Below are 23,209 nucleotides of genomic sequence, written 5' to 3'. Positions count from 1 at the left end.
CTAAATCACTTAATCGGAAATCACGGAATCACTTAATTATTTTATTCGTGATGATTTCTCTCGTTACGAGCCAAATGTTTCGGTTCGATGGAGAGCATATCGCCATTTAACAGAGCGGCAACACCTTCTTTGCGAGCTTGCTCACATTCTGGGCAGTGACACTCTTCCTTGTAATCTGTCGGTTCCGTGTAGGTTGTGATAACACCTTCGTAGTTTCTCAATACAACCCGGTTCGGAGATTGAGAGATCACGTAGTTCGGCATTACCGGAGTCTTACCACCACCACCGGGTGCGTCAACCACGAACGTGGGAACTGCGTATCCGGAAGTGTGGCCGCGTAAGTTCTCGATGATCTCGATACCTTTGGAAACCGGAGTACGGAAGTGTTCGATACCCATGGAAAGGTCACATTGATAGATGTAGTACGGACGAACACGCATTTTTACCAATCCGTGCATCAATTTCTTCATCACGTAGGTACAATCGTTGATACCTCTCAGTAACACGGTCTGGTTTCCTAACGGAATACCTGCATCAGCTAAGCGAGCGCAAGCAGCAGCTGATTCTTCCGTGATTTCGCTTGGGTGGTTGAAGTGGGTATTTAACCAGATCGGGTGATATTTTTTCAGCATATTCACCAACTCCGGGGTAATTCTTTGCGGGCATACTACCGGGGTACGGCTACCGATACGGATGATTTCCACATGAGGGATAGCTCTCAAACGGCTGATAATGTATTCCAAACGATCGTCGCTTACCAACAATGCGTCACCACCGGACAACAGCACGTCTCTTACTTGCGGAGTCTTGGCGATGTACTCGATACATCTGTCAATACGTTCGGTCGGGGAGGCACTGTCTTTTTGTCCTGCAAAACGTCTGCGGGTACAGTGACGGCAGTACATGGAACATTGGTCCGTGATCAAGAACAACACTCGGTCCGGATAACGGTGAGTCAATCCCGGTACGGGAGAATCGCTGTCTTCGTGTAACGGGTCTTCCAAGTCTGCGCTGGCTTTGTGTAACTCCAATGCAGAAGGAACGGCTTGTTTACGTATCGGACAATGCGGGTCGTTCTTGTCGATTAAACTTAAATAATATGGGGTGATCGCCATTCTCAGCATTTGTAATGCTTTACGAATACCCTCTTCTTCGCTGGGATCCAGATCAAGATATTTTTTTAATTGATCCACAGTCTCAATTCTGTTTTTCACTTGCCATTTCCAGTCGTTCCATTGTTCATCTGTTACTTCCGGAAAAAATTCTTTTCGTCTGCTTTCAGCCATCTCAGTTTATTTATTTTAGATTTATCTTTTAATTTTTATCTTTTATCTATAAAATCGCAATGCGATTTTATTTCACATACAATCTATTAAATAGTTCCCGAATTTCCTCAGACTCCCGAATGATACTCAGTGTCAGTTCGGCGTGTCCTTTGGCGTATCCGTTCCCCACGATTAAATTTATATCTTTTCCTACTCCTTCAGCTCCCAATGCCGCTTTCGTGAAGCTGGTCGCCATGGAGAAGAAATAAACGCATCCTTGTCCTTTTGTGACGAGAATCGAGGTCATTTCTGTCGATGGAACGTTTACATTGTTAATCGTTACCTCACAACCTCTTTCCCCTGCAATGGCAGTCACTTTTTTATACACGTCCATCACTTTTGTTGCGTCGGCAACAATAACGTGAGTGGCGAGATTCATATCTTTAATTCTTCGGGCGTTCTCTTCCGAGTATTCCACCACGATGACCTTTCCGTAAGGTCCAACGTTTTTCATGGCCTGGTAGCAACAAAGTACTCCAGACTTTCCTCCCCCTCCGATGATACATACCGTATCTCCTTCTTTTACCAGACGGGCCACTTGAGCCGGGGCCCCAGCCACGTCCAACACGGCTAATGCCAATTTTTCCGGAATATCATTCGGTAGCACGGCATATAAGCCGCTTTCAAACAGGATCGCTTGCGCGTCCACGTCGACCTGATCTGATGCCGGGTCAAGATGCTTGATCTTGTTTATTTTTAATGGGGTCAGGGATAAGGAAACCAGTGTGGCAATTTTATCTCCGACCTTCAGTGATTTGTCCGGGAAATTAGGCCCGATCTCTTTCACCGTTCCGATGAGCATACCACCCGATCCGGTAACAGGATTTTGCATTTTACCTCTCTCTGCCACGATAGAAAGAATCATCTCTTTCATTTTGTCCGCCTCCCCGTTACAAGCGCTTTTAATCTGCGTGTAACTGGCCGAATCAATGTTTAATGTTTGTACATCAATCAGCAATTCGTTGTCATAAATGCTCATCGTGTTATCCAGCTTTAATGCCGGTTGCGGAAGTGTTCCTTCCGGAGTAATTACCCTGTGTGTTCCGTATCTACAACCCTTGTCCATCAAATGATTTTAAATTTTAGATTTTAAATTTAATGATTTATGAAGATGTATCAAAAACTCCCTCCCGGCTCCGCCGTACTCCCTCTATAAACAGAGGGAGAGCTGTAAATCTTCTTGAAACCGGGTAGTAATTTAACTCCTCCTCTGTTTATAGAGGAGGTGGCAGCTTTACTGACGGAGGAGTTTTTGAGACATCTTCATAAATCTTTAATTATTAAGCGTAAAGTTCAGTAAAGATCTTTCTTAAAGCTTCGCTTTCTCTCAGTTCTTGAAGAGTGATCTCTGCGTGTCCTTTCGTGTAACCGTTACCAACGATCATGGTCACGTCGCTACCAACACCTTCTGCTCCAAGAGCTGCTTTCGTGAAGCTGGTTGCCATAGAGAAGAAGTAAACAACTCCCGTGTTCTTCGTACAAAGGATAGAAGTCATTTCCGTATCGGTGATGTTCACGTTGTTGATCGTAACGTCGCACATTTCACCATTGGTCAATTCCTCGATTTTCTCCATTACCGGAACGGGTTGAGTTGCATCGGCAGAGAATACATAGTCGCAGAAACCAAGTTTCTGTAAACGTTCGGTACTCTTTTGGCTGTGGCACAAACCGATTACTTTACCAGTAACGCCTGCACGTTTTTTAGCCTCGTAACAGCACAACATTCCTGATTTACCACCAGCACCAATGATTAACACGGTATCGCCCGGTTTAACCAATTTTGCGGTTTGAGCGGGAGCTCCGGCTACGTCCAATGCAGACAAGGCCAAGTTTTCAGGAAGATCAGCCGGGATCTTGGCGTAGATACCACTCTCGAAAAGGATAGCCTTACCGTCGATGTCTACTTGGTCGATGTCCGGGCGAATATCTTTGATTTTGTCAATGCGAAGTGGGGTCAAAGAAAGAGAAACCAAAGTTGCGATCTTATCACCTTCTTTCAAATCGATTTTGCCTTTCAATGCATCACCGATTTTCTCCACCGTACCTAACAACATACCGCCTGATCCGGTTACCGGGTTACGATGTTTTCCTTGTTTTGCAACAATGTCCATCATGATTTCAGCGATCTTTGCTTTATCACCACCAGCTTGTTGCTCGATCTGAGTGAAACTAGCTGAGTCAATATTTAAAGTCTGAACGTCGATCAAGATTTCGTTGTCGTAGATCTCGTCCATGTTGTTGTCAATCTTGTTGGCGGGTTGTGGTAATACTCCCTTTGGTTCGATTACACGGTGGGTTCCGTATTTATTTCCTTTCTTTTGCATAGTATGATTAAATTTGAAAATTTATAAATCGATTATTTTAAAGGTTTTAATCCCAAAATTTCTCTTGCTTCTGCGGAGGTGGCGATAGGACGACCTAATTCTTTGGCGATACGAACCACTTTGGCAACTAATTCACCATTGGATTTAGCCAACACGCCTCTTTCCAAATAAAGATTGTCTTCAAAACCTACTCTCACATTACCCCCCATTGCGATAGCGGGAGCTGCAAGCGTGAAAGCATGACGACCGATTCCGGTTGCAGTCCACGTAGAACCTGCGGGAATTGCGTTTACAAGCCAGCAAAGGTTCGGTACCGTGGCAGGAGTACATCCGGGAACACCGAGAACGAAATTGAATTGCATCGGGGCTCCGGGAACCTGACCTTTTTTAGCCATGGTTAATACGGTGTCAAGATGTCCCATTTCGAAACATTCGTATTCCGGTTTGATGTTGTTTTCCAACATTCTCTTTCCGAAGTCTCTCATCATCGGCATGGTATTCTCGAAAACCTCGTCTCCGAAGTTACAGGTACCACAATCCAAGGTGGCCATCTCGGGGAACAGTTCTGTCGGCTGAAGACGTTCTTCAGCGGTCATTCCCACGGCTCCTCCGGTGGAGGGAATCAAGATAACGTCCGGGCATACCTTATAAATAGCGTCGATACACTCTTTGAAGCGTGCTTTGCTTTGGGTTGGGGTTCCGTCATCTTCACGAACGTGAAGGTGAACAATAGCTGCGCCTGCGTCTACAGCGGATTTCGCTTCTCTCACGATCTCTTCTACTGTATAAGGAACGGCGGGATTTTGTTCTTTGGTAACTTCGGCCCCGCAAATGGCTGCTGTGATAATTAATTTCTCCATAATAATAATTTAGATTATTTCTTTCTCTGGTCTTCTTTTTTCACCACGCAGGTTCCGCTTGCACGGCAAACAACGATCGGTTCTTCCAGTACGTCTGCTGCTGAAGCCGAAATGTCAGGTCTGGATGCGATTACTTTCTTTGCCTCGAAAACCATTTTCCGAGAAGAATTTCCTACTTTCACGATCTCTCCGGTAGCCTCGATATAATCTCCAGCATAAACAGGTGCCAAAAACTCCACGTTGTCGTATGCCACGAACAACCCTTCGTCACCGTCATGCATGATTAATAATTCCGTGGCCACGTCTCCGAATAAATGTACCATGTGAGCCCCGTCAACCAAATTACCACCGTAATGAGCGTCTTTTGCACTCATTCTTAATCTTATCATTGATTTTTCCATTTCCTTTAATTTTAAATTTTAGATTTTAAATTGAGAACCCATTTTCAATTTTCAATTATGAAGTCCACCATGATTGACGGAGTCTTCACGTTCTCTGCGGCGATTTCACCGACTTCAACCAGTTCGTTAATTTCGGCAATTACCAAATCAGCGGCAGAAGCCATTAACGGGTTGAAGTTTTGAGATGTTCCCCGGTAAACCAGATTTCCTGCTTTATCTCCAAGGCTGGCGCCAACCAACGCGATATCGGCTCTCAACGGTTTTTCCAACAAGTAGTCTTTGCCATCCACGTTGACGATCTGTTTTCCTTCGGCCACGATGGTACCCATTCCGGTTTGAGTCAGGATTCCTCCCAGCCCGCAACCGCCGGCACGTACACGCTCTGCCAATGAACCTTGCGGGCAGAATTCGATTTCAAGTTCTCCGCTATTCATTTGTTCGCTCGTGTGCGGGTTCGTCCCGATGTGTGACACGAAAAGTTTCTTTACTTGTTTGTTGGCAATCAATTGACCTACTCCTTTGTCCGGGTAAGCCGTGTCATTACAGATCAACGTCAGGTTCTTAACGCCTGATTTCGCTAACGCATCAACGATTTTGTTAGGAGTTCCGTTTGCGAGGAATCCGCCTACCATGATGGTCATACCATCTTTTACTTTTGATACAGCCTCTTCGATAGAAATAAATTTACTCATAGGAAGCATTTTTATATTGTTTCAGTTAAATATTTAACACATTCGCATTGATTTGTCAAATTTATATCATTTGGGGCAATAAATGAAATATTTTCAACATAAAAACGGAAATAATTCTTTATTGAGAATCATTTTACGTAGTCGAAAATAAATATCTGTCACCGCCTCTGAATTTGCGGTATTAAATTATAAAATTTTAAGATAAAAACCAACGGCTTGGTCGAAAAAAATATGATTATTTCTCTGAGAATCAATTTTAAAGAGAGCGTGAAGGGACTAATTGGGTTTATTGTTCCCTTGCTGTCTGTATTCGCTTGGAGAGCAACCTACGAATCTTTTAAACAGGCAGAAAAATGTTTGGGTATTGGGAAAGCCTAAGGCGAGAGCAATTTCTGAAATTGTTTTATTCGAGCTTGTTACGAGGTATTTTGCCATGTCTATTTTTTTCAGACGCACGTATTCCCGGAGTGTTTTTCCGGTTTCTACCCGTACGAGATCGTTGAGATAGGCAAGAGATTGGGGAATGCGGTCATGGACGTACTCGATCGAGCGTAATTCGGTTTTTGTCGCGTATTCTGCCTGTAGATATTGTTCCAAAAGTTGATTGAAATACGCCAAAATATCATTATTTATATTGCAACGGGTGATGAATTGGCGTTCGTAAAATCGCAGGCAGTAATCTAGGAGTAATTCAAGATGCACGGCTAACAACCGGAGGCTGAATCGGTCGATGTCTCGTTGCAATTCTTTTTGAAAATTGCTCATGCATACTAATACGATCTGTTTTTCTCGTTCGGATAAATGAAGGGATTCGTTTTCTTGGTAGGAAAAGAACGAGTATTCGGATTTCTTACAGACGAGTGAAGTTTCGTTGAAAACTTTGGGGTGGAATGCGATGCCTAAAATGCTGGTCTGTTCCGGAGCGTCATGTTGGGTGATGTCAATAGTTTGTCCGGGTGCTTTGAATACTAACGTGCAGGATTGGAAATCATGACACCTGCGCCCGTATCTGAAATCTCCACATTGTACTTGTTTGAAGTATAGAGCGTAGAAATCGCCGGAAATAGAGAGTTGACCGAGGCGTGTGGCTTCGGCTAGGTCAATAACGCTTAGGAGCGGGTGTAATGTCTTTTGCCCGATTAGCGTGTTTAGCTGACAGATGGTCTCTATTTTTTGCGTGTGGTTAGCCATGATGATATGATTCGTAAAGTCGGTAAAATTCTGCTTGTCGCTAGATAAACTCCTCCGGCCTTCGGCCACCTCCTCTATAAACAGAGGAGGAGCTGGTAACTCTTCCCGAAGACGGTGAGTATTCCAACTCACCCTCTGTTTATAGAGGGAAATCGGCGAGTAAGCGAGAACAGATAGAGAGTTTACTCGTTGTCTGTCGAGCGAGAGCCGATTCGAGACTGTTTGCAGGCTCAATACCCCGAAGGGGGGAGGGAGTTTAAAATGATTCTTTATTTTATCACATCAATCTCTTTCAACCATTTTTCTACTTGCGGGCGGGCTGAACTTGCTGATCCGCCACTGGTGATGAATCCTTTTTTATTCGTGGCCTTACTTGTGTTTTTCACGAAATCTTTAGAGCAACTTTGTTCGCCACCTCCACCGTGCGTGCAGAAGGGGATCACGATTTTACCTTCTAGCTTATAGCTCTCTAGGAATGTCAAGATCGGCATGGGCATTGTTCCCCACCAGTTCGGGAAGCCGATAAAGATAATATCATACTCTTCCATGTTCTTCACTTTCTCTTTTAATTCGGGGCGGGCGTTGTCATTTTTTTCTTTTTTGGCTGCTTCCGTGCAAGCGTGATAATCTGCCGGGTACGGTTTTGCTGTCTGGATTTCGAATAAATCTCCGCCTGTCAGCTCTTTGATATGATTCGCTATCGCTTTGGTGTTTCCGCTACGTGAAAAATAAGCGACCAGTACTTTCTTTCCGTTAGAAGTCTTTTGTGCTTTTACATTCATGCTAGATGTTGCCATAACTGTTGCAATTATTAAAAAATACATTGTTTTCATTCTGATATATTATAAAGTTGTCCATTTATTTTGTGATACAAAAATATAGGGTGTGGCGGGGATTGTGTGTAGATAAATTACAGATATGTGTACCATTTTTACTGATTTCAACTAGTTGGTAGAGAAACTTAAACAAGAATTGTTATTTTTGTTTCAAACAAAGCCTTGAAAATTATGGGTGAAATATTGAAAATGAATACGATTCATGATTATCATGAATTTTTAGGGGTAAAGACTTTGCATCCTTTGGTAAGCGTGATCGACCTGTCGGAAGTACCTCCGCTTCGTATGGCTCGCAAAAATTTGGGTTTTTACACGGTCTTTTTGAAAGATGTTAAGTGTGGGGATCTTCGTTATGGACGCAAAATGTACGATTATCAAGAAGGTACTTTAGTTTTTATCGGTCCCGGACAAATCGTGGGGGATGACGATAACGGGACAAGGGTACAGGCGAAAGGATGGGCGTTGCTTTTCCATCCCGATTTATTATTGGGGACATCTTTGGGGCGCAAGATGAAGGACTATTCTTTTTTCTCTTATGAGGCGAACGAGGCTCTTCATATGTCTGACCGGGAACGAGAGATCGTGATTAATTGTTTTCAAGAGATCCGGGAGGAGTTGGAACACGCTATCGATAAACATAGTCGATCCATCATTACCGCTAATATTGAAGTGTTTTTGAATCATTGTGTTCGCTTTTACGATCGGCAATTTATCACTCGTAAGGATGTGAATAAGGATATTCTTACCCGGTTTGAAGATTTGTTGAACGGTTATTTCGAGTCGGATGCCCCGGTTTCTTACGGATTGCCTTCTGTTGCTTTTTGTGCTGATAAACTTAATCTTTCTGCGAATTATTTCGGAGATCTGATAAAGAAGGAAACGGGGAAATCGGCTCAGGAGTATATTCAGTTTACCATTATTGATAAGGTCAAGGAACGTTTTGCCGATTCGTCCAAGTCCGTGAGTGAGATTGCTTACGAGATGGGCTTCAAATACCCTCATCATTTGAGCCGCTTGTTTAAGAAAATGGAGGGGTGTTCTCCTAATGAGTACAGGGTGGCATTGAATTAATCATGCCGCCTTGTTATTCTAGATTTTTAATGATCTCAGTAAAGTCAGACCAATCCTCCACCTTGAACGCTCTGATGTCTCTTACGGATTTTCTAAACCATTCTGTTTTTCGGAGTGCATCAATAGCTTTGTAAACAGTGGCTAGGTTGTTGTCTATGGATAGGTAGACACTACCTTGTGTCCATTCAAAACCACATTTTTTTAATAACATGCGAATCTCGAAATAGGCATTGTTATAAGGCTCTCCATAATTTTTTTTGACTTCTCCTATCGTGAGGTCGAATGATATTGCGTACATAATATTTAATTTAAAGATTGGAAAAATCTCTCCTGTCCAAAGAATATACGCCCATCATCAAGTTTAATAGATATGACAATACCATTAAACCTGTTGTTTTCAATATCTACGATAATCCCCTCGTACCAAGCATCTAATCCTGTTAAGTCGGGGGATACTTTTACTCTTTCACCAACTTTCATAAAGATCTTTTTTACCCCATAAAGATACGGAGATTAGGAATATAAACAAAAGAAGCATATAAAAAATTTGTGGGATAATTCTTGTATGGTTAAGAGATTTTGTCAATGGTTATATGAAGAGTGGTCGGAAAATTTTATTTTTGTTTGCCAAGAAGAAATGGTAAAGGGTACTTATGTTAGATTTGAATATAAATTGAGATTTATGCGGGAAGTCATGGTTCAATATCTGCAACATCGTTTGTTGAAGTGGTTTGACGAGAACCAGAGGATATTCCCGTGGCGGGAAGATCGGGCGACGAAGTACCAGCAAATTGTTTCTGAGATCTTGTTACAGCGCACGAAAGCGGAGACGGTGGCAAAGTATTATGATACTTTTTTCTCTAAATTTCCCGATTGGAACGCTTTGGCTAATGCTTCGCTTGAAGAGTTGGAAGAGATTATGAAACCTTTGGGATTATATCGTCACCGGGCTCGACGGCTGTATAAGCTGGGGGAAGATATTCGCCGACGGGGTGGGAGGATCCCGGGAAACGAGAACGAGTTGAGGGATTCCGGTTTTATCGGGTTGTACGTGACCAATGCGTTCGAATTGTTTATCTTGAGGAATCGTAAACCGCTTTTAGACGTGAACATTGCCCGGTTGCTGAAACGTTATTTTAAACCGGGAGATTTTATTGACGTGCGGCATGATAAGGAGATTCAGGAGTTGGCAAATGATATTATCGAGGTACGTCGATGCAAGGAATTGAACTGGGCTATTCTGGATTATGCGGCATTGGTGTGTAAAACTCGGAATCCGTTATGTGGGGAGTGCGTTCTTAATAAGCATTGTAAGTATTATGAGTTATCCCAAGGTGATGTAACCGAAGAGTCGGAGTAATAATCTCCTGCCATCTTTGTAACAAGTTTCCTTCGCTCTTGTTCGTATATTGGCGAAGGGCGATGAAAGGGCGATGAAAGGGAGGTGAAAGGGTAATGGGAGATGATTACTCTGATAAAAAGCAGGCTTTACACTAGCTTTAGGCTATGTCAACCTAGCATTCTCTTGATATTTTCTTGATAGTTCATTTAGATCAAGGAGCATTCAACAAGCATTCATCTTGCATTTATCTTCGATAAAATTGATTTTTGATACGATTATATTTGCAAGTTAGGTGTGTCGTGTAGTATTTTAGCTATCGGGTGGGATATGCTCTTGTTTGAAAAAAGGGATGGGGAGTGACGAGGGAGTTCAAGAGAGGGATTAGATCGGTAATAAAGCTAAAGAGACTTTAGAATGTATCAGAAGTCTCTTTAGTTTTATAATGGAACTTATTGTTTGATTAGTTCGCTGTCGTTACGATTTCCTGTCATGTTTTCGTACCAGTCTTTATGTTGTTCCCCGCCTGAAGTAGCCCAGTCTTTGAAATGGGGATAAGCTTTCAAAAAGTCTGCTTTTTCATGAGTATGAGGAATGTCGGTAGGGATATTGATCGCCCATACTAGGTTAGTGTTGGAATTGTAGTAGATCCCGCTTTTCCCGATATAGGAATTCCCTTCTTTCGTTTGTTCGTATGTGCTTTGTCCGAATTCTTCTGTCGGAGCGTAACCTCTCGTGTGGATTTCTTGCCATTGAGAGGCTCCTTCCTTTACAGGTTTAGCAATGAAAAAGTCAAATGCGTCAAGGGTAAGATCTGCTTGAGGAATTGAATTGCGGAATGCAATATAAAAGGTGATGTTTACCATATCGCCTTTTTGTATTCGTGCTTTGTTATCCGGATCTGTGTTAAGGAAAGCGAAACCTTTAGGAGCCTTCGTGTTGGTTCGGATGTTATCGAACCTGAATATAGGTGTATTTTTCACGCTATTACCCGGATTGAGTAACTTCATATCGGCCTCTTCCAAGGCATTGTAGGATTCTTGTTTTTCGCATTCTTCTATTTCCCCGGCTTTTATACCTTTTATAGCAAGACATAAGTCATAAGGTAGAGAGCCTCCAATGGCTTTGACGCGGATTCCGAGGATCATTTCCTTTACCATGTTTTTGTTATTGGGGTAAAGTTGCATCTTATAATTGACAACAAAGTCGTTAAAGTCATAATCCCCATAGGCCGGCCAAAGATCTTCGAACATCAAGGTCCCCCAACCGTTTTCTTGGGCAGGATAAAAAATAACTGCTTGACCATTTGCTCGGCTTAAGTTTGTTTTTGCTGAGTAGGCAAGAGGCGTTTCCATTTCTTTACTATCAGCGGGAACTGTATAAGTCACGGTATTATTGGTTATATCAAGAGATTTAGCTGCTGATAATCCTGCTTCCGTTTCGTATTTAACGTAAAGCGTGTTGATGTAGGTCGGTACGTTCAATTTGACTTGATCTATATCCTGTCCGACATAGAACGAGGCAAAAGGAGCCGTGTTTGCTCCAGTGGAAACGTACACTTTAGAGGCATGTTCCGAAGTGAAATTACAGGTCACATTTTCGGACATTTTCCATTCGAAATCAGCAGGAACGACTAATTCCGTGAATCCTGTTGTTTCTTTTTCCTTATGCTCGATATCTTTCTTGACACAACTGCTTACAATTGCAGATAAGAAGAATAAGGCCAAAATTAAGACTTTTGTTCTCATGATTAAATTTTTTGTTATTGCAACTAGACGCCGATATTGCATTATATTGCTATAATGTTGGTGTAAAGGTATGGTCTATTTTTCGAAATTCAAACTATTTAGCAATAAAAGTGCTGGATTTATGCTTTTTTATCTGATTGCGATAAGTAATTTCAAATAAATGCAGGTGTTTGGCATGGGGGGAAATAAAAAAACAGTTTGAGATTGCTCCCAAACTGTTTTGTATAATGTAGGTGTTATCTTCTTATTTGATAACGCCCAATTGTTTACCGATCTTGATGAAGGCAGCCAATGCGCGATCCAGTTGTTCCCGCGTGTGAGCGGCAGATAATTGGATACGAATACGGGCTTGTCCTTTCGGTACAACCGGGTAGTAGAATCCGGTAACGTAGATGTTTTCTTTCTGTAATTCGGCAGCGAATTGTTGAGAAAGAACAGCATCGTAAAGCATCAAGGCACAGATAGCTGATTCAGAAGGTTTCAAGTCGAATCCTGCTTCGGTTAATTTTGCACGGAAATAGTTAGCGTTGTCCATGACACGGTCTCTTAATTCGGTACTCTTTGACAGCATGTCGAACACGGCGATAGATGCACCGCAGATTGCCGGAGACAAGGAGTTGGAGAACAAGTAAGGTCTTGAACGTTGACGCAACATATCGATGATTTCTTTTTTACCGGTAGTGTAACCACCCATAGCCCCACCAAGAGCTTTACCTAGGGTACCCGTGAAGATGTCTACACGATCCATGCAGTGATGGTGTTCTGCAGAACCACGGCCTGTTTTGCCGATAAAGCCGGCAGCGTGACTATCGTCAACCATTACCAATGCGTTGTATTTTTCTGCCAAGTCGCAGATTTCGTTCATCTTGGCAATATCCCCGTCCATAGAGAACACACCATCGGTAACGATAATCCGGTAACGTTGAGCTTGAGAAATCTTCAATTGTTCTTCGAGGTCAGCCATGTTGGCGTGTTTGTATCTGTAGCGTACGGCTTTACAAAGACGAACACCGTCAATGATAGAAGCGTGGTTCAATTCATCAGAGATGATGGCATCTTCCTGACCGAATAACGGTTCGAATACACCACCGTTAGCATCGAAACAAGCGGCGTAAAGAATGGTATCTTCCGTTCCGAAGAATTGAGAGATTTTAGCTTCCAGTTCTTTGTGAATATCTTGGGTTCCGCAGATGAAACGAACTGAAGACATCCCGTATCCACGGCTGTCCAATGCTTTCTTTGCTCCTTCGATCACCGTCGGGTTAGAAGAAAGTCCTAAGTAGTTGTTTGCACAAAAGTTTAATACAGTTTCTCCCGTGGCAAGTTTGATTTCAGCATCTTGCGGGGTAACGATAATTCTTTCGCTCTTGTATAAGCCGGCGTCTTTTATGGACTGCAATTCAGTCTTTAAAAAGTCTTGAAATTTTCCGTACATATAACTAATTTTTTTGTTTGTTTTAATGGCCTCAAAAGTAATGAATTTTTGATTATGGCGTACTCGAAAATGAATATATCGTGTTTTATTTGGTAAATAAGTTTTGAAGTATTATTATTTGGGGATAAAAACTTAGAATTCTTTATAAATTGGGGCTATCTAAAAAGTCTTTTTTCAAACTCCCTCCCCCCTTCGGGGTACTCCCTCTATAAACAGAGGGAGAGCTGAAATACTCCCTGTCTTCGGGAAGAGTCACCAGCTCCTCCTCTGTTTATAGAGGAGGTGGCACGAAGTGACGGAGGAGTTTCTGAAATAAATGACTTTTTAGATAGCCCCTCGTCGATTAATTTCTAATGGCGGCGATTTCTTTCACGGCCTCGATGGCGGTGTTGACGTCTTCTTCTGTCGTGAAAGCACCGATGCTCATGCGGACGGTTCCATGAATGTCGAAGGTACCGATGACCTCGTGTACTTTCGGAGCGCATTGTAGTCCCGTACGTACGGCGATGTTGTAATCCACGTCAAGCATGGTTCCCACGTCTCCGGAATCGAATCCGTTGATGTTGAAACTTAATACCGGATTCTGGTTTTCGATGCTATGGGCGCAATAGGTAGTTACACCTTCGATGTTTTGTAAAGCTTTGCGAAGTTTATCCCAAAGTAGGATTTCCCGGTGATGGATGTTCATGATTCCTTGTTCTTGAATCCATTTTACCCCGGCATTCAGTCCGGCAACTCCTAGCAAGTTGAGGGTTCCGTATTCCAAGCGGTAAGGGTATTCATCCAGATGCACGGGATAAGCGGAGCGAACCCCGGTACCCCCGGCACGGGTGTGTTTGATTTCGATTCCTTCACGTACGTACGAACCGCCGATTCCCGTCGGTCCCATGAGACATTTATGGCCCGTGAAACAATACACGTCGATACCGGAGGCTTGCATGTCGAGATCAACGGCCCCGGCCCCTTGACTACCGTCAACCACGAAGATAACGCCTTTCTCTTTACAGATTTTCCCGATTTCGGTCAACGGCTGAATCGTTCCCAGCACGTTGGAACAATGGGTTACGACAACAAATTTCGTGTTCGGACGGATGGCGTTCTTTATGTCGTCGGGATGTACATAGCCGTGTGCATCAAAAGGCACGTAAGTTAAATCGATGGTTCCGTTTTGGTGGTGCATGTTAAGCGGGCGCAACACGGAGTTGTGTTCCAACATGGTAGATACCACGTGAATGCCTTTCTCCACCAAACCGTTAATGATCAGATTCAAGGAGTCCGTGGCGTTATAACTGAACGTTAGCCTGTTATGATCATTCCCGCCGTTGAATAGCTTGGTTAGCATTTTGCGGGTCGAGTTCACGACTTCCTCTGTCTCGACGGCAGCATCAAACCCGGAACGCCCGGGATTTACACCATGTTTGCGATAAAAGTCGTTCATGAAATCATAAACTACATCCGGCTTCGGAAAGCTGGTTGCTGAATTGTCTAGGTAGATTAATTTGCTCATAAGATTTATAAATTTTAGGTTTTAAGTTTATAAAGTTTGTAAGGTTCGTAAAGTTTATAAGGTTGAATTCACGGGAGATTTTTGGACAAAATTTATCGACAGCTCTGCTGTCATGAACAAAGCCCCGCAAGGGTCCATAGACTTTATGGACCTTATGAACTTTATGGACTTTATAAACTTTTTCATGATTAATTTTCAATTACTAGGGCATCAGCGACCAATTCCGCCACTGTCTTTATGGTGATACCCAGTTTGTACGTGTGATTAATTTGAGTTAGCTGGTCCACGCAATTGTGGCACGGGGTCACGACGATCTCGGCTTTCGTTGCGGTGATTTGGTCGGCTTTGATTTTGCCGATTTTGAGACGACGTTCGTTGTATTCGCTCATTGCGAGGGCTCCGCCACCGCCACCACAACAGAAGTTGTCCGTGCCGTAGGGTGTCATTTCCACCACGTTTGCTGCCGCGGCATTGACCACGAAACGGATTTCATTGAGAAGTCCCCCGTTTCGAACCAAGTTGCACGGGTCATGTATGGTGACAACCTTGCTATTCAGCGTTTTGTCGAGTTTTATTCTTCCACTCCGGATATATTCCCCGATGAGTTCAACCACCGTGAGAGTGTCAAAATCATACTGTGTTTTGAGATAATTGGGGCCTTCCCAGCGCATGGCTCTCGAACCGTGGCCACATTCACCGAGTACGAGGCGTTTGCCGTGCAGGCGGTGAATCTCGTCGTAAAGATTCCGGGCAATTTGAGTTGCCTCTTCATTATTACCGTTGAAATACCCGTAGTTGGTCACGTCGTAGTATTTAGACGAGAGGGTCCACTCTTCTCCTGCGGCGTAGAATACTTTTGCCATGGCTGAGATGGAAAGCGGGAAGAATTTCGGTTCCCGGGGATTCAAGGTGTAAAAAACGTTCTTGTCGGGCTGATCCAGAAAGATTCCGGCTTTCTCGTCTTCCAGTTCGTCTTGGAGTTCCTCTTCCATCCATTGGATCGTGTCAACAAACTCTTCCGTGGGAATACCCATGTTGTTCCCTGTGTTGACCGCCGCGTCGACAGTTGCTTGGAGGGTTTTGGGTACGAGTCCCATGACCGCAAGCATTTCACGTCCTTTTTTCACGAGGAAGGGAATGTCCACCCCGATAGAACAGTGTTTCACGCAGCGTCCGCACATGGTACAAGCCCCGAACAGGGAGTCGACCATCTCGTCGCATGTCTCTTGGTTCAGTTCCCGGGCATGGAATAACGACGGGAACATGGCCCCTTGCCAAGTCTTGTAGCGTCGGTAAATGGAACTGACGAGGTCAACCTTTCGTGCCGGGATGTATTTGCCCTCTTTCATCGTGAGGTAGTACATACAACTCGATGCACACAAACCACAACGTACACAAGCGTTTAGATGGGTCTCCAGCTTGCTGTCATTCGTGTTTGAAATGATGGCGAGGGCTTTGGCTTTTTGTTCGTTCGTGATATTATTTGTCATATTGAATCGCTTTTTTAGGAGGCCATGTTCCACGCCAGCCGTAGAAAAAGCCCAAATGATACCTTGCAAAGAAAAAGTAAAGCACGTGTTTGATTTTGCCCAAGGGCATCCACACGAAAAGAAGTGCCATTATAACATAATACGCTGCCCCGAATTGTAAGGTCAGCAGGGAGTAGGTCGTCAGGAAGAGCATGATGGTGCAGAGAAGATTAGAAATGTAATCATCTGCGCACGATAGGTCTCTCAGCTCTTTTTTGGCTAGTCGCTTGATGAATAAAGCCAATCCGCAAACGGCAGCAATAAAGATGATTGCAGCCAAGATCATGACGATGAGGTTTGTTGTGCTTTCAATAGGAATCTGAAAGTTGAAAATAACCGCAAGCGTGAAAAGAAGGTACACGGCTATTGCCAGGAAGTTTCCTATATGAAAAAATATACCTGCCGTGTAAGTGGGCAGGTGTAAGTATGCTGATTCTTTTTGCATAGGTGACATAGCTCCGATACAAGAGTAACAGACTGCCTGGGTAATATTCCCTGACTTTTGCGAAAGGTCCTTGGGAGAACCGTGTTTTAAAAGTCGTACAAAATATCCCCCCAGTAGTACTACACAAAAAAGAAGTGCAGCTAACGAGGTCCAAATATACCAAGACATGGTCGTGGGTATTAGACGCACCCGTCGGGTTTCGGTAACCCGGCCACCCGACACGCTCCTCGGGCTGGTCCTAATGGGAACAATTCATAAATGTCTTTCAATTTTAATCCGGTCTCTTTACAGATGGTACGAACCATCGGGGCATTCCCCTTTTCTTCAAAATTATCACGAATGATTTTGATAATTGCCCAATGTTTGTCATTTAATTCTGTGATTCCATCTGCCTCGGCAAAGAGTTTTGCCACGTCTTCATTCCAGATTGAAGGATCGGTGAGGAAACCGTCTCCGTCCACTTCGAACGTCTTTCCTTGAATTTCTAGTGTTGCCATAATGTTTATTGGTTTTAGATTGATTTGCAATATAATAAATATTTGAAACAACAACAATGATTTTTATCGGAGTTTGACGAAATTATGCGTGGTAGTAGTTTTTCTTGCATGGCGATGAGAATTTGCGGATGAATATTGGAAAATAGTAATTGAATATTGGATGATTTTAAGGTGTAAATGTAGCAAAATAGTAAAATTTATGTCTTGTTTTGTGGCAAAAGTATTATCTTTACAATCTATAACGTATGTTTGGTTGCGAAAAATACATGAGTGTATGAAAGTCTTGCAAATTCTTATATTGCTTTTTTTGAGTGGAATGTTGGGATGTGTTCGAAATGCTAGGAGTGAGACGGCTGCACCCCCGGAAATCAAACAAGTTTTGTTTGTCAGCTCCTATCATTCCGAACAGATTTGGGGACGAAAGGTGTTGAATGGAGTGAGAAAGCAGTTGGAAAAGATGCGCTATAACGTGGATCTAAGGGTGATTTATTTGGATTCCAAGCGTTTGACGAATTTGGAGGTGAGAGAATCTTTACTGGAAACGCAATTACGGGAAATACAGGGTAAATTGGATTTGATTATCGTTTCGGATGAGGAGGCGAATAATGCACTTTTTGCGTTGGATATGCCCTTGCTGGAAGAGACTCCTATCGTGTTTTGTGGGGTAATGGCGTATACAGGAAGACCCGGTCGTGACAACGTTACGGGAGTTATTTGTGATATTGATTACGAGAAAGTATTTTTACTAGGGCGGAAGTTGTTCCCGGAAGCTCGTCAGGCATACGTGTTATCGGATCAAACGGGAGCTGGTCAGGCACATCAGGCTTTGGCCCGGAGACAATTAGCCGGGTATGCAGACCGTTTCCCGATCGTTTTCAGTGGAGATACGGCTTTTAGCGTGAATGATTTTTTGGATGAACTTCGGAACGTGTACCCGCTTTCTTTCGTGATCTTGACCACGTGGCAGCAGGAGAAACAGGGAACGTATCTTGATCCGGATATTTACTATTCTATATATGCCAGTGAATGTCCCGTGCCGATTCTCACGGTTATTGATAACGGTTTGGGAAAGGGGATATTCGGGGGGATCGTCACGTTTGCCGACCAGATGGGGAGGCATGCCGGTAGTATTGCGGTTCGGATTCTGAATGGCGAACGGGTGGAATCAATACCTGTTGATACTGTTTGTCCCGTGCCCGTGTTTGACGATAATCAGTTAAAAAGATGGAGGGTTGACCGGGCAGAACTCCCTGCCGGATGTTTGATTTTGAACGAGCATGTGTCGTTCTGGCGTGTTTATGTGAATTACATTATTATTGTCGGGATCGCGTTTGTCCTGTTATTGTTGTTGGTAACATTTTTGATTTTGTCGCATTTGAGATACAGGAGGATGCTCCATAAAAGTGTTTACTTGGAGAAAGCAACGCAGCAGATTGCGGATATGTTGAAGAAGAAAACAGAATTATTGACCAACACGCTGTCTTCTATGAGTGAGGGGATTTTAGTTGTGGACCGGGATTTGCGGATTGTCGAGTTGAATTATGCTTCCTTGGTTGGCTTGGGATGTGGAAGTGACGTTATCGGTAAGCCTTTGAAGGATGTTTGTGAAATAAACCGGAATGGCACGGGGGAGGGAATAGAAGAATTGGCATGGAAGGTTATACAGGATGGGAAAAGGCAGGAGTTGGCGTTAAATACGGTGCTAATCCCGTGTGGTGCCCCCGTGCAGCAGGTGGCAGGGAGCATTTCTCCTTTGCTGAACGAGGGGAATGATGTGAATGGGGCCGTGATCATGATTCGGGATATATCTCGTGAGTGGCGGCAACAAACATTTTTAAGAATTTCGATAAATGCTTTGCAGGCATATTCATGGTACTACGATGTTGAACAAGACGTGTTGAGAATGGGGGAAGGTTTTTGGGAGGATGAATCCTTGAAGGAGGGATTGAACACGATTGATAAGCTGATTGATCATATTCACCCGGATGATCGGGATGAGTTGCGTTCGTGTTTGGAAAAGATCAAGAGGCATGATCTTCGGGAATTTGTTGGCGTGTTCCGGGTGTATTATCATCGTACGGGACGGTATCGTTGGTTGGAAAGCCGTGGCATTGTCGAGACGGTGGAGATGAGTAACGGGCGAAAAGTCATGTACGTGTATGGCATGGGGATAGATATTAGCCGTTACAAGGAGACGGAGGAAAAGATGGCATTGGCCATGCGTAAGGCCGAAGAGTCCGATCGATTGAAATCGGCGTTTGTTGCGAATATCTCGCATGAGATACGTACTCCTTTAAATAATATCGTGGGATTTGCCAATTTAATGACGGAAGAAGGGTTTCTGGCGGAAGAAAAGAAAGTATTCAGTGACACGATTGCCCATAATAGCCGGGCATTATTGGGGTTGCTGGATGACGTGCTGGATCTTTCTCGATTGGAAGCCGGGATGGATAAAGTGTTTTTCCGTGTTTGCGATATGTATTTCTTGGTACATTCCATGGTGGATGTGGGGCATTTGAACGTGGCGGAGGGCGTTGAGCTGGTGAACAAGGGGCCGGAAAAGGAGCTGTTGGTCGTTACGGATGAGGTGAAGTTAACGAAGGTGTTTATGAATCTGGTCGGAAATGCCAAGAAGTTTACCACGAAAGGGCATATTGCTATCGGGGCCCGGGTGTCCGAAGATGAAAAATGGATTGAGTGCGTGGTGGAAGATACCGGGATCGGTATTTCTCCCGAAAATCTGGAACATATTTTCGATCGTTTTTATAAAGTGAACGAGTTTAAACAAGGTACCGGGTTAGGGCTTTCCATTTGCGAGGCTATTATAGAACTTCTGGGCGGTCAGATCCGGGTGGAATCAACTTTAGGCGAAGGCACGACGTTTTACTTTAAAATTCCTTACCGAAAGCCGGAAGAGGAGGATATATGATTGTCCCTGTGAGAATTGTGGTGGTAAGGTTGTGGTTTCGCTTTTATTTCGGCCTCATTGCCTGTTACTTTCGTATCAAAGACACTCGCTGAACGTCTTTGATACGTCTTTGATACGAGAATGATACGTCATTGATCCCTGTCTTCTACCTGAATTCAACGGGTTTTGTTGGTTTGTTTATACTGAATTCCAGTCGACCTGTTTATGATGTTCGTATTTAAAGAGCTTAAATATAATGATTTATTTTTTAAGATAAAGTGACCACTTTTTGAAGGAGAGGTGACCACTTTGGTGACCAGTTGGTAGCAAATAAAGTGTAAATGATAGCAAATATGATATTTTTATACCTTGTTTGTCTGAATATGCTTATGATTTGAGATGGCGTGTCTAAGTCGTTTTAAAACAAGTGTTTATTTAATAGAAGGCTTGAGCTTTTGCATGAAAATTGAAACTTGCGGGTATGAAAAAAACCAGTATTTCTACTGGCTTTCAGCTTCTTGGCTCCTCAGGTAGGACTTGAACCTACGACCTACGGATTAACAGTCCGCCGCTCTAACCAACTGAGCTACTAAGGAATTTTCTCAAAAGCGATGCAAATATAGGAGTTTTGTTGAATCCTGCAAAATAAAAAAGGGGAAAAAACAGGTTGATTTGCTAAAAAAAATATGGTAATAGACGGGAATTCTGAGAATCAATAAATTGTATTTCGTGGCGTAAAAGGAGAATAGCGTATTTTGTTTTTGGGGAGATGTGAAAAGTGTTAAGTTTTTTTATGAGCCTGTTTAAATTTTGTTGAACAAAATCTTGTCGTTGCTTGATTACCTCTAGGTCATGCCAATATTCCTTCGATGTCCCTTCGGTGTTCCTATATGTTTCCGTCTCGATTCGTGCCGCATTCAAATGTATTTCCTCCGGTCATTACTCGCAAGTGACACGGAGAAAGCACGGAGAAACCTATACCAAACAATAGTGTAACAGCGTACCATGGGTATAATAAAGCACTTGTTAGTGAATAACTACCTTGCGAAATTTAAACGAGGTCCTATATTTTGAGAATTAATTACTTCGTGCATTCTTTGTTCTCTAATTTTTATTCATGTATATTTGTCAACATGAAGTGAAGGTGTTATCATGACAGAGGATGTAAAAAAAGAGTTTGTCTTAACAAAGAGCGTGTACAAAGAGGTATTTATGGCGTTTTATAAACCGTTATGTCTTTTTGCTCGGAAGATTTTGTCATGTGAGGAAGATGCTGAAGATATGGTTCATAACGTGTTTCTTGCCATTTGGGAACGTAAAATGAGCTTTATTGATAAAAGTCATCTGAAGGTTTATCTATACCGGGCTGTCTATAATCAATCCATAACTTATATCCGACGTCAGAAGTTTACCACCCGTTTGGAGGATCACGAGGAAGGGAACGAGATGGACGAGAATAATTATCTTCAGAATCGAATCGAGACGGAAGTATTTGTAGAAATCATGCAGGCCATAGATCGTTTGCCGGAACATAGACGGGAGATATTTAAATTGAGCTATATTGATGGACTGAAGATTTCGGAAGTAGCAGAACGATTGGGTATTGCAGAGGAAACAGTACGGTCGCAACGTGTGAAAGCCCGCAAGCAATTACAATCCTCTTTAAAAGATATGTCTCTTTTCTACCTGTTGGTATTCTTTCGTGTAAATGTTAAATAATATTTTTTTGACTTTTAGAGTAACTCATTTGCAAAGTTCGTTAGTCTTTGATGTAAGATAACGGATATAGTATGCACGATGAAGAAAAAGTAATACAGAGGATGACTCGTTTACTTCAAAAAGAGATTTTTGAAGAATTGACCATGGAAGATCGGGAGGAACTGGAAGATTGGTTGAAAACAGATGCAACCCGTCGGGAATGGTATGATCGGATGAGGTCTCGGGATTTTATGAAAGAGGATCATCGACATTATTTAGAAATAGCCGATCCGGAACAAGCTTGGGGACGGATGGAAGGGGATATGAACCGCAATGTGCGCAAAACCCGTTGGACGTGGATTGGTTCAGTTGCGGCCGTGGCTGTTATTATCTTTTGCGTGACATTCTTTTGGGGAAGAGAGGGGAAAATTAGGCCACCGGTTTATTTGTCCGTTAACGTGCATGAATCGGTGCTGATTTCCTTGATTGTTGATGACGGGAAAGATTCGATACCGTTGAACGTGAATCAGGATGTTTGTTTCGTTGAAAATGGTGTCCGTGCGGAAAACAACACGTTGATTTACGATACTGTTTTACGGCAGATGTCAGAAGTTGAACACCACACGCTGGCCGTCGGGCGTGGAGGCGAATATCGATTGACGCTTTCCGATGGTTCTGTCGTGTGGTTAAATGCCGGTTCATCTCTGCGTTATCCGGTTTGTTTTACAGGAGACCGGAGGGTGGTGGAGTTACACGGGGAGGCATTTTTCCAAGTTAGTCCGAATGAAAAGATGCCCTTCGAGGTAAAAAGTGGGGATTTTAGTGTGAGCGTGTTAGGAACCTCGTTTAATGTTACGAATTACATGGATGAACAATATGCCCGGGTTACGCTTGCAACGGGTAAGTTGCAGGTAAATAAAGGGGAGCATTGCGTGATTATTCACCCGAACCAGCAGGTACAATTGGGATCGGATTGCTTTGATGTGCGGGAGGTGGATGCTCGTTATTACACGTCGTGGATTGAGAATAAGTTTATGTTTGATGATGAGCCGTTGAATGTGATTGTCCGTAAACTGGCTCGTTGGTATGATTTAGATTATGAATTTACAGACCCTTCTTTGGAAGGAACTCGTTTTTCAGGTCAGTTACTTAAATATGATGATATTACAAAAGCTTTTGAACTACTGGAAATGACCACGAATGTGCATTTTACTATTAACCAAAATACAATACTGATTATGAAAGGAAAACAATAAGATCGAGAGTAATTAAAAAACCGGAGAGGCAACTCCGGTTCAACCAAATGTTCATCACTAGGTGATGAAGTATAGCACTTCAAATATACGTGAATTAATTGGAAAAACAATCTGATCGGTTTTTATTGGCGCTTTCCTTCGGGTGGC

General features: G+C 43.1%; 21 protein-coding genes and 1 tRNA gene. 5 read left to right on the top strand and 17 right to left on the bottom strand.

Annotation, left to right across the window (positions count from 1 at the left end; all coding sequences use genetic code 11):
• Window positions 1-41: 41 nt before the first annotated feature.
• The 8 genes from kamA to R8806_RS11200 form a co-directional block, all read right to left on the bottom strand.
• Window positions 42-1,286 carry a lysine 2,3-aminomutase gene (gene kamA, locus R8806_RS11235; RefSeq protein ID WP_124316841.1) on the bottom strand — a complete coding sequence of 415 codons (1,245 nt, stop codon included), beginning with the start codon at window positions 1,284-1,286 and terminating at the stop codon, window positions 42-44.
• Window positions 1,287-1,353: 67 nt separating this feature from the next.
• Window positions 1,354-2,391: an L-erythro-3,5-diaminohexanoate dehydrogenase gene (gene kdd, locus R8806_RS11230; protein WP_124316840.1), complete on the bottom strand. Its 1,038-nt coding sequence runs from the start codon at window positions 2,389-2,391 to the stop codon at window positions 1,354-1,356.
• 214 nt (window positions 2,392-2,605) lie between these two features.
• Window positions 2,606-3,649: an L-erythro-3,5-diaminohexanoate dehydrogenase gene (kdd, locus tag R8806_RS11225; RefSeq protein WP_027201907.1), complete on the bottom strand. Its 1,044-nt coding sequence runs from the start codon at window positions 3,647-3,649 to the stop codon at window positions 2,606-2,608.
• 32 nt (window positions 3,650-3,681) lie between these two features.
• Window positions 3,682-4,509, bottom strand: a complete 828-nt coding sequence (gene kce, locus R8806_RS11220) for a 3-keto-5-aminohexanoate cleavage enzyme (RefSeq protein WP_118305606.1) — start codon at window positions 4,507-4,509, stop codon at window positions 3,682-3,684.
• Between the two features lie 14 nt (window positions 4,510-4,523).
• Window positions 4,524-4,910 carry a 3-aminobutyryl-CoA ammonia lyase gene (gene kal, locus R8806_RS11215; RefSeq protein ID WP_118305605.1) on the bottom strand — a complete coding sequence of 129 codons (387 nt, stop codon included), beginning with the start codon at window positions 4,908-4,910 and terminating at the stop codon, window positions 4,524-4,526.
• Window positions 4,911-4,954: 44 nt separating this feature from the next.
• Window positions 4,955-5,602, bottom strand: a complete 648-nt coding sequence (locus R8806_RS11210) for a CoA transferase subunit A (protein WP_087420727.1) — start codon at window positions 5,600-5,602, stop codon at window positions 4,955-4,957.
• Window positions 5,603-5,878: 276 nt separating this feature from the next.
• The gene (locus R8806_RS11205) at window positions 5,879-6,925 is read right to left on the bottom strand and encodes a helix-turn-helix domain-containing protein (protein ID WP_124318269.1); all 1,047 of its coding nucleotides are present in this window, start codon (window positions 6,923-6,925) and stop codon (window positions 5,879-5,881) included.
• 137 nt (window positions 6,926-7,062) lie between these two features.
• On the bottom strand, window positions 7,063-7,590 hold the full coding sequence (locus R8806_RS11200) for a flavodoxin (protein ID WP_229783027.1): 528 nt from the start codon (window positions 7,588-7,590) through the stop codon (window positions 7,063-7,065).
• Window positions 7,591-7,800: 210 nt separating this feature from the next.
• On the opposite strand from R8806_RS11200, the gene R8806_RS11195 reads away from it, so the two are divergent.
• Complete coding sequence (locus R8806_RS11195) at window positions 7,801-8,700, top strand: helix-turn-helix domain-containing protein (protein ID WP_124317896.1); 900 nt, start codon at window positions 7,801-7,803, stop codon at window positions 8,698-8,700.
• A 13-nt stretch (window positions 8,701-8,713) separates the two neighbouring features.
• On the opposite strand, the gene R8806_RS11190 is transcribed toward R8806_RS11195, so the two are convergent.
• Both R8806_RS11190 and R8806_RS11185 read right to left on the bottom strand, forming a co-directional pair.
• Window positions 8,714-8,998 carry a virulence protein gene (locus R8806_RS11190; RefSeq protein ID WP_124317897.1) on the bottom strand — a complete coding sequence of 95 codons (285 nt, stop codon included), beginning with the start codon at window positions 8,996-8,998 and terminating at the stop codon, window positions 8,714-8,716.
• 5 nt (window positions 8,999-9,003) lie between these two features.
• Window positions 9,004-9,180 (bottom strand): transcriptional regulator, encoded by a 177-nt coding sequence (locus R8806_RS11185; RefSeq protein WP_118261509.1) that lies wholly within the window; start codon window positions 9,178-9,180, stop codon window positions 9,004-9,006.
• Between the two features lie 85 nt (window positions 9,181-9,265).
• Here R8806_RS11185 and R8806_RS11180 point away from each other — a divergent pair, with 85 nt between their 5' ends.
• Complete coding sequence (locus tag R8806_RS11180) at window positions 9,266-10,060, top strand: HhH-GPD family protein (RefSeq protein WP_317715675.1); 795 nt, start codon at window positions 9,266-9,268, stop codon at window positions 10,058-10,060.
• A gap of 431 nt (window positions 10,061-10,491) precedes the next feature.
• Here R8806_RS11180 and R8806_RS11175 read toward each other — a convergent pair whose 3' ends face one another.
• The 6 genes from R8806_RS11175 to R8806_RS11150 form a co-directional block, all read right to left on the bottom strand.
• Window positions 10,492-11,787 (bottom strand): LruC domain-containing protein, encoded by a 1,296-nt coding sequence (locus R8806_RS11175; protein ID WP_164719874.1) that lies wholly within the window; start codon window positions 11,785-11,787, stop codon window positions 10,492-10,494.
• Between the two features lie 244 nt (window positions 11,788-12,031).
• Window positions 12,032-13,222 carry a glycine C-acetyltransferase gene (kbl, locus tag R8806_RS11170; protein WP_124317900.1) on the bottom strand — a complete coding sequence of 397 codons (1,191 nt, stop codon included), beginning with the start codon at window positions 13,220-13,222 and terminating at the stop codon, window positions 12,032-12,034.
• A gap of 343 nt (window positions 13,223-13,565) precedes the next feature.
• Window positions 13,566-14,729: an aminotransferase class V-fold PLP-dependent enzyme gene (locus R8806_RS11165; RefSeq protein ID WP_124316210.1), complete on the bottom strand. Its 1,164-nt coding sequence runs from the start codon at window positions 14,727-14,729 to the stop codon at window positions 13,566-13,568.
• 188 nt (window positions 14,730-14,917) lie between these two features.
• Window positions 14,918-16,219: a (Fe-S)-binding protein gene (locus tag R8806_RS11160; protein ID WP_087420734.1), complete on the bottom strand. Its 1,302-nt coding sequence runs from the start codon at window positions 16,217-16,219 to the stop codon at window positions 14,918-14,920.
• The gene (locus tag R8806_RS11155; protein WP_124316209.1) at window positions 16,209-16,712 is read right to left on the bottom strand and encodes a hypothetical protein; all 504 of its coding nucleotides are present in this window, start codon (window positions 16,710-16,712) and stop codon (window positions 16,209-16,211) included. Before R8806_RS11155 ends, R8806_RS11160 begins: the two co-directional genes overlap by 11 nt.
• A 170-nt stretch (window positions 16,713-16,882) precedes the next feature.
• Complete coding sequence (locus R8806_RS11150) at window positions 16,883-17,200, bottom strand: TusE/DsrC/DsvC family sulfur relay protein (RefSeq protein WP_087420736.1); 318 nt, start codon at window positions 17,198-17,200, stop codon at window positions 16,883-16,885.
• A 274-nt stretch (window positions 17,201-17,474) separates the two neighbouring features.
• Here R8806_RS11150 and R8806_RS11145 point away from each other — a divergent pair, with 274 nt between their 5' ends.
• A complete protein-coding gene (locus R8806_RS11145; RefSeq protein ID WP_164719578.1) occupies window positions 17,475-20,129 on the top strand; it encodes an ATP-binding protein in 2,655 nt (884 codons plus the stop codon).
• Window positions 20,130-20,627: 498 nt separating this feature from the next.
• Here the strand turns inward: R8806_RS11145 and R8806_RS11140 are convergent.
• A tRNA-Asn gene (locus R8806_RS11140) sits at window positions 20,628-20,704 on the bottom strand.
• A 556-nt stretch (window positions 20,705-21,260) separates the two neighbouring features.
• On the opposite strand from R8806_RS11140, the gene R8806_RS11135 reads away from it, so the two are divergent.
• Window positions 21,261-21,827 (top strand): RNA polymerase sigma factor, encoded by a 567-nt coding sequence (locus tag R8806_RS11135; RefSeq protein WP_124316207.1) that lies wholly within the window; start codon window positions 21,261-21,263, stop codon window positions 21,825-21,827.
• Window positions 21,828-21,898: 71 nt separating this feature from the next.
• Window positions 21,899-23,062 carry a FecR family protein gene (locus tag R8806_RS11130; protein WP_124316206.1) on the top strand — a complete coding sequence of 388 codons (1,164 nt, stop codon included), beginning with the start codon at window positions 21,899-21,901 and terminating at the stop codon, window positions 23,060-23,062.
• Window positions 23,063-23,209: the final 147 nt, after the last annotated feature.

It is taken from the genome of Butyricimonas faecihominis (genome assembly GCF_033096445.1).
Taxonomy (GTDB): Bacteria; Bacteroidota; Bacteroidia; order Bacteroidales; family Marinifilaceae; genus Butyricimonas; species Butyricimonas faecihominis.
Note: the sequence above shows the minus strand (reverse complement) of the source record. Positions and strands in the feature narration are given on the sequence as shown.

Bases quoted from the DNA above. Each gene is read 5' to 3' on its own strand.
- kamA (WP_124316841.1), bottom strand. From the start codon at position 1,286: ATGGCTGAAAGCAGACGAAAAGAATTTTTTCCGGAAGTAACAGATGAA.
- kdd (WP_124316840.1), bottom strand. From the start codon at position 2,391: ATGGACAAGGGTTGTAGATACGGAACACACAGGGTAATTACTCCGGAA.
- kdd (WP_027201907.1), bottom strand. From the start codon at position 3,649: ATGCAAAAGAAAGGAAATAAATACGGAACCCACCGTGTAATCGAACCA.
- kce (WP_118305606.1), bottom strand. From the start codon at position 4,509: ATGGAGAAATTAATTATCACAGCAGCCATTTGCGGGGCCGAAGTTACC.
- kal (WP_118305605.1), bottom strand. From the start codon at position 4,910: ATGGAAAAATCAATGATAAGATTAAGAATGAGTGCAAAAGACGCTCAT.
- R8806_RS11210 (WP_087420727.1), bottom strand. From the start codon at position 5,602: ATGAGTAAATTTATTTCTATCGAAGAGGCTGTATCAAAAGTAAAAGAT.
- R8806_RS11200 (WP_229783027.1), bottom strand. From the start codon at position 7,590: ATGGCAACATCTAGCATGAATGTAAAAGCACAAAAGACTTCTAACGGA.
- R8806_RS11195 (WP_124317896.1), top strand. From the start codon at position 7,801: ATGGGTGAAATATTGAAAATGAATACGATTCATGATTATCATGAATTT.
- R8806_RS11190 (WP_124317897.1), bottom strand. From the start codon at position 8,998: ATGTACGCAATATCATTCGACCTCACGATAGGAGAAGTCAAAAAAAAT.
- R8806_RS11185 (WP_118261509.1), bottom strand. From the start codon at position 9,180: ATGAAAGTTGGTGAAAGAGTAAAAGTATCCCCCGACTTAACAGGATTA.
- R8806_RS11180 (WP_317715675.1), top strand. From the start codon at position 9,266: ATGGTTAAGAGATTTTGTCAATGGTTATATGAAGAGTGGTCGGAAAAT.
- R8806_RS11175 (WP_164719874.1), bottom strand. From the start codon at position 11,787: ATGAGAACAAAAGTCTTAATTTTGGCCTTATTCTTCTTATCTGCAATT.
- kbl (WP_124317900.1), bottom strand. From the start codon at position 13,222: ATGTACGGAAAATTTCAAGACTTTTTAAAGACTGAATTGCAGTCCATA.
- R8806_RS11165 (WP_124316210.1), bottom strand. From the start codon at position 14,729: ATGAGCAAATTAATCTACCTAGACAATTCAGCAACCAGCTTTCCGAAG.
- R8806_RS11160 (WP_087420734.1), bottom strand. From the start codon at position 16,219: ATGACAAATAATATCACGAACGAACAAAAAGCCAAAGCCCTCGCCATC.
- R8806_RS11155 (WP_124316209.1), bottom strand. From the start codon at position 16,712: ATGTCACCTATGCAAAAAGAATCAGCATACTTACACCTGCCCACTTAC.
- R8806_RS11150 (WP_087420736.1), bottom strand. From the start codon at position 17,200: ATGGCAACACTAGAAATTCAAGGAAAGACGTTCGAAGTGGACGGAGAC.
- R8806_RS11145 (WP_164719578.1), top strand. From the start codon at position 17,475: ATGAAAGTCTTGCAAATTCTTATATTGCTTTTTTTGAGTGGAATGTTG.
- R8806_RS11135 (WP_124316207.1), top strand. From the start codon at position 21,261: ATGACAGAGGATGTAAAAAAAGAGTTTGTCTTAACAAAGAGCGTGTAC.
- R8806_RS11130 (WP_124316206.1), top strand. From the start codon at position 21,899: ATGCACGATGAAGAAAAAGTAATACAGAGGATGACTCGTTTACTTCAA.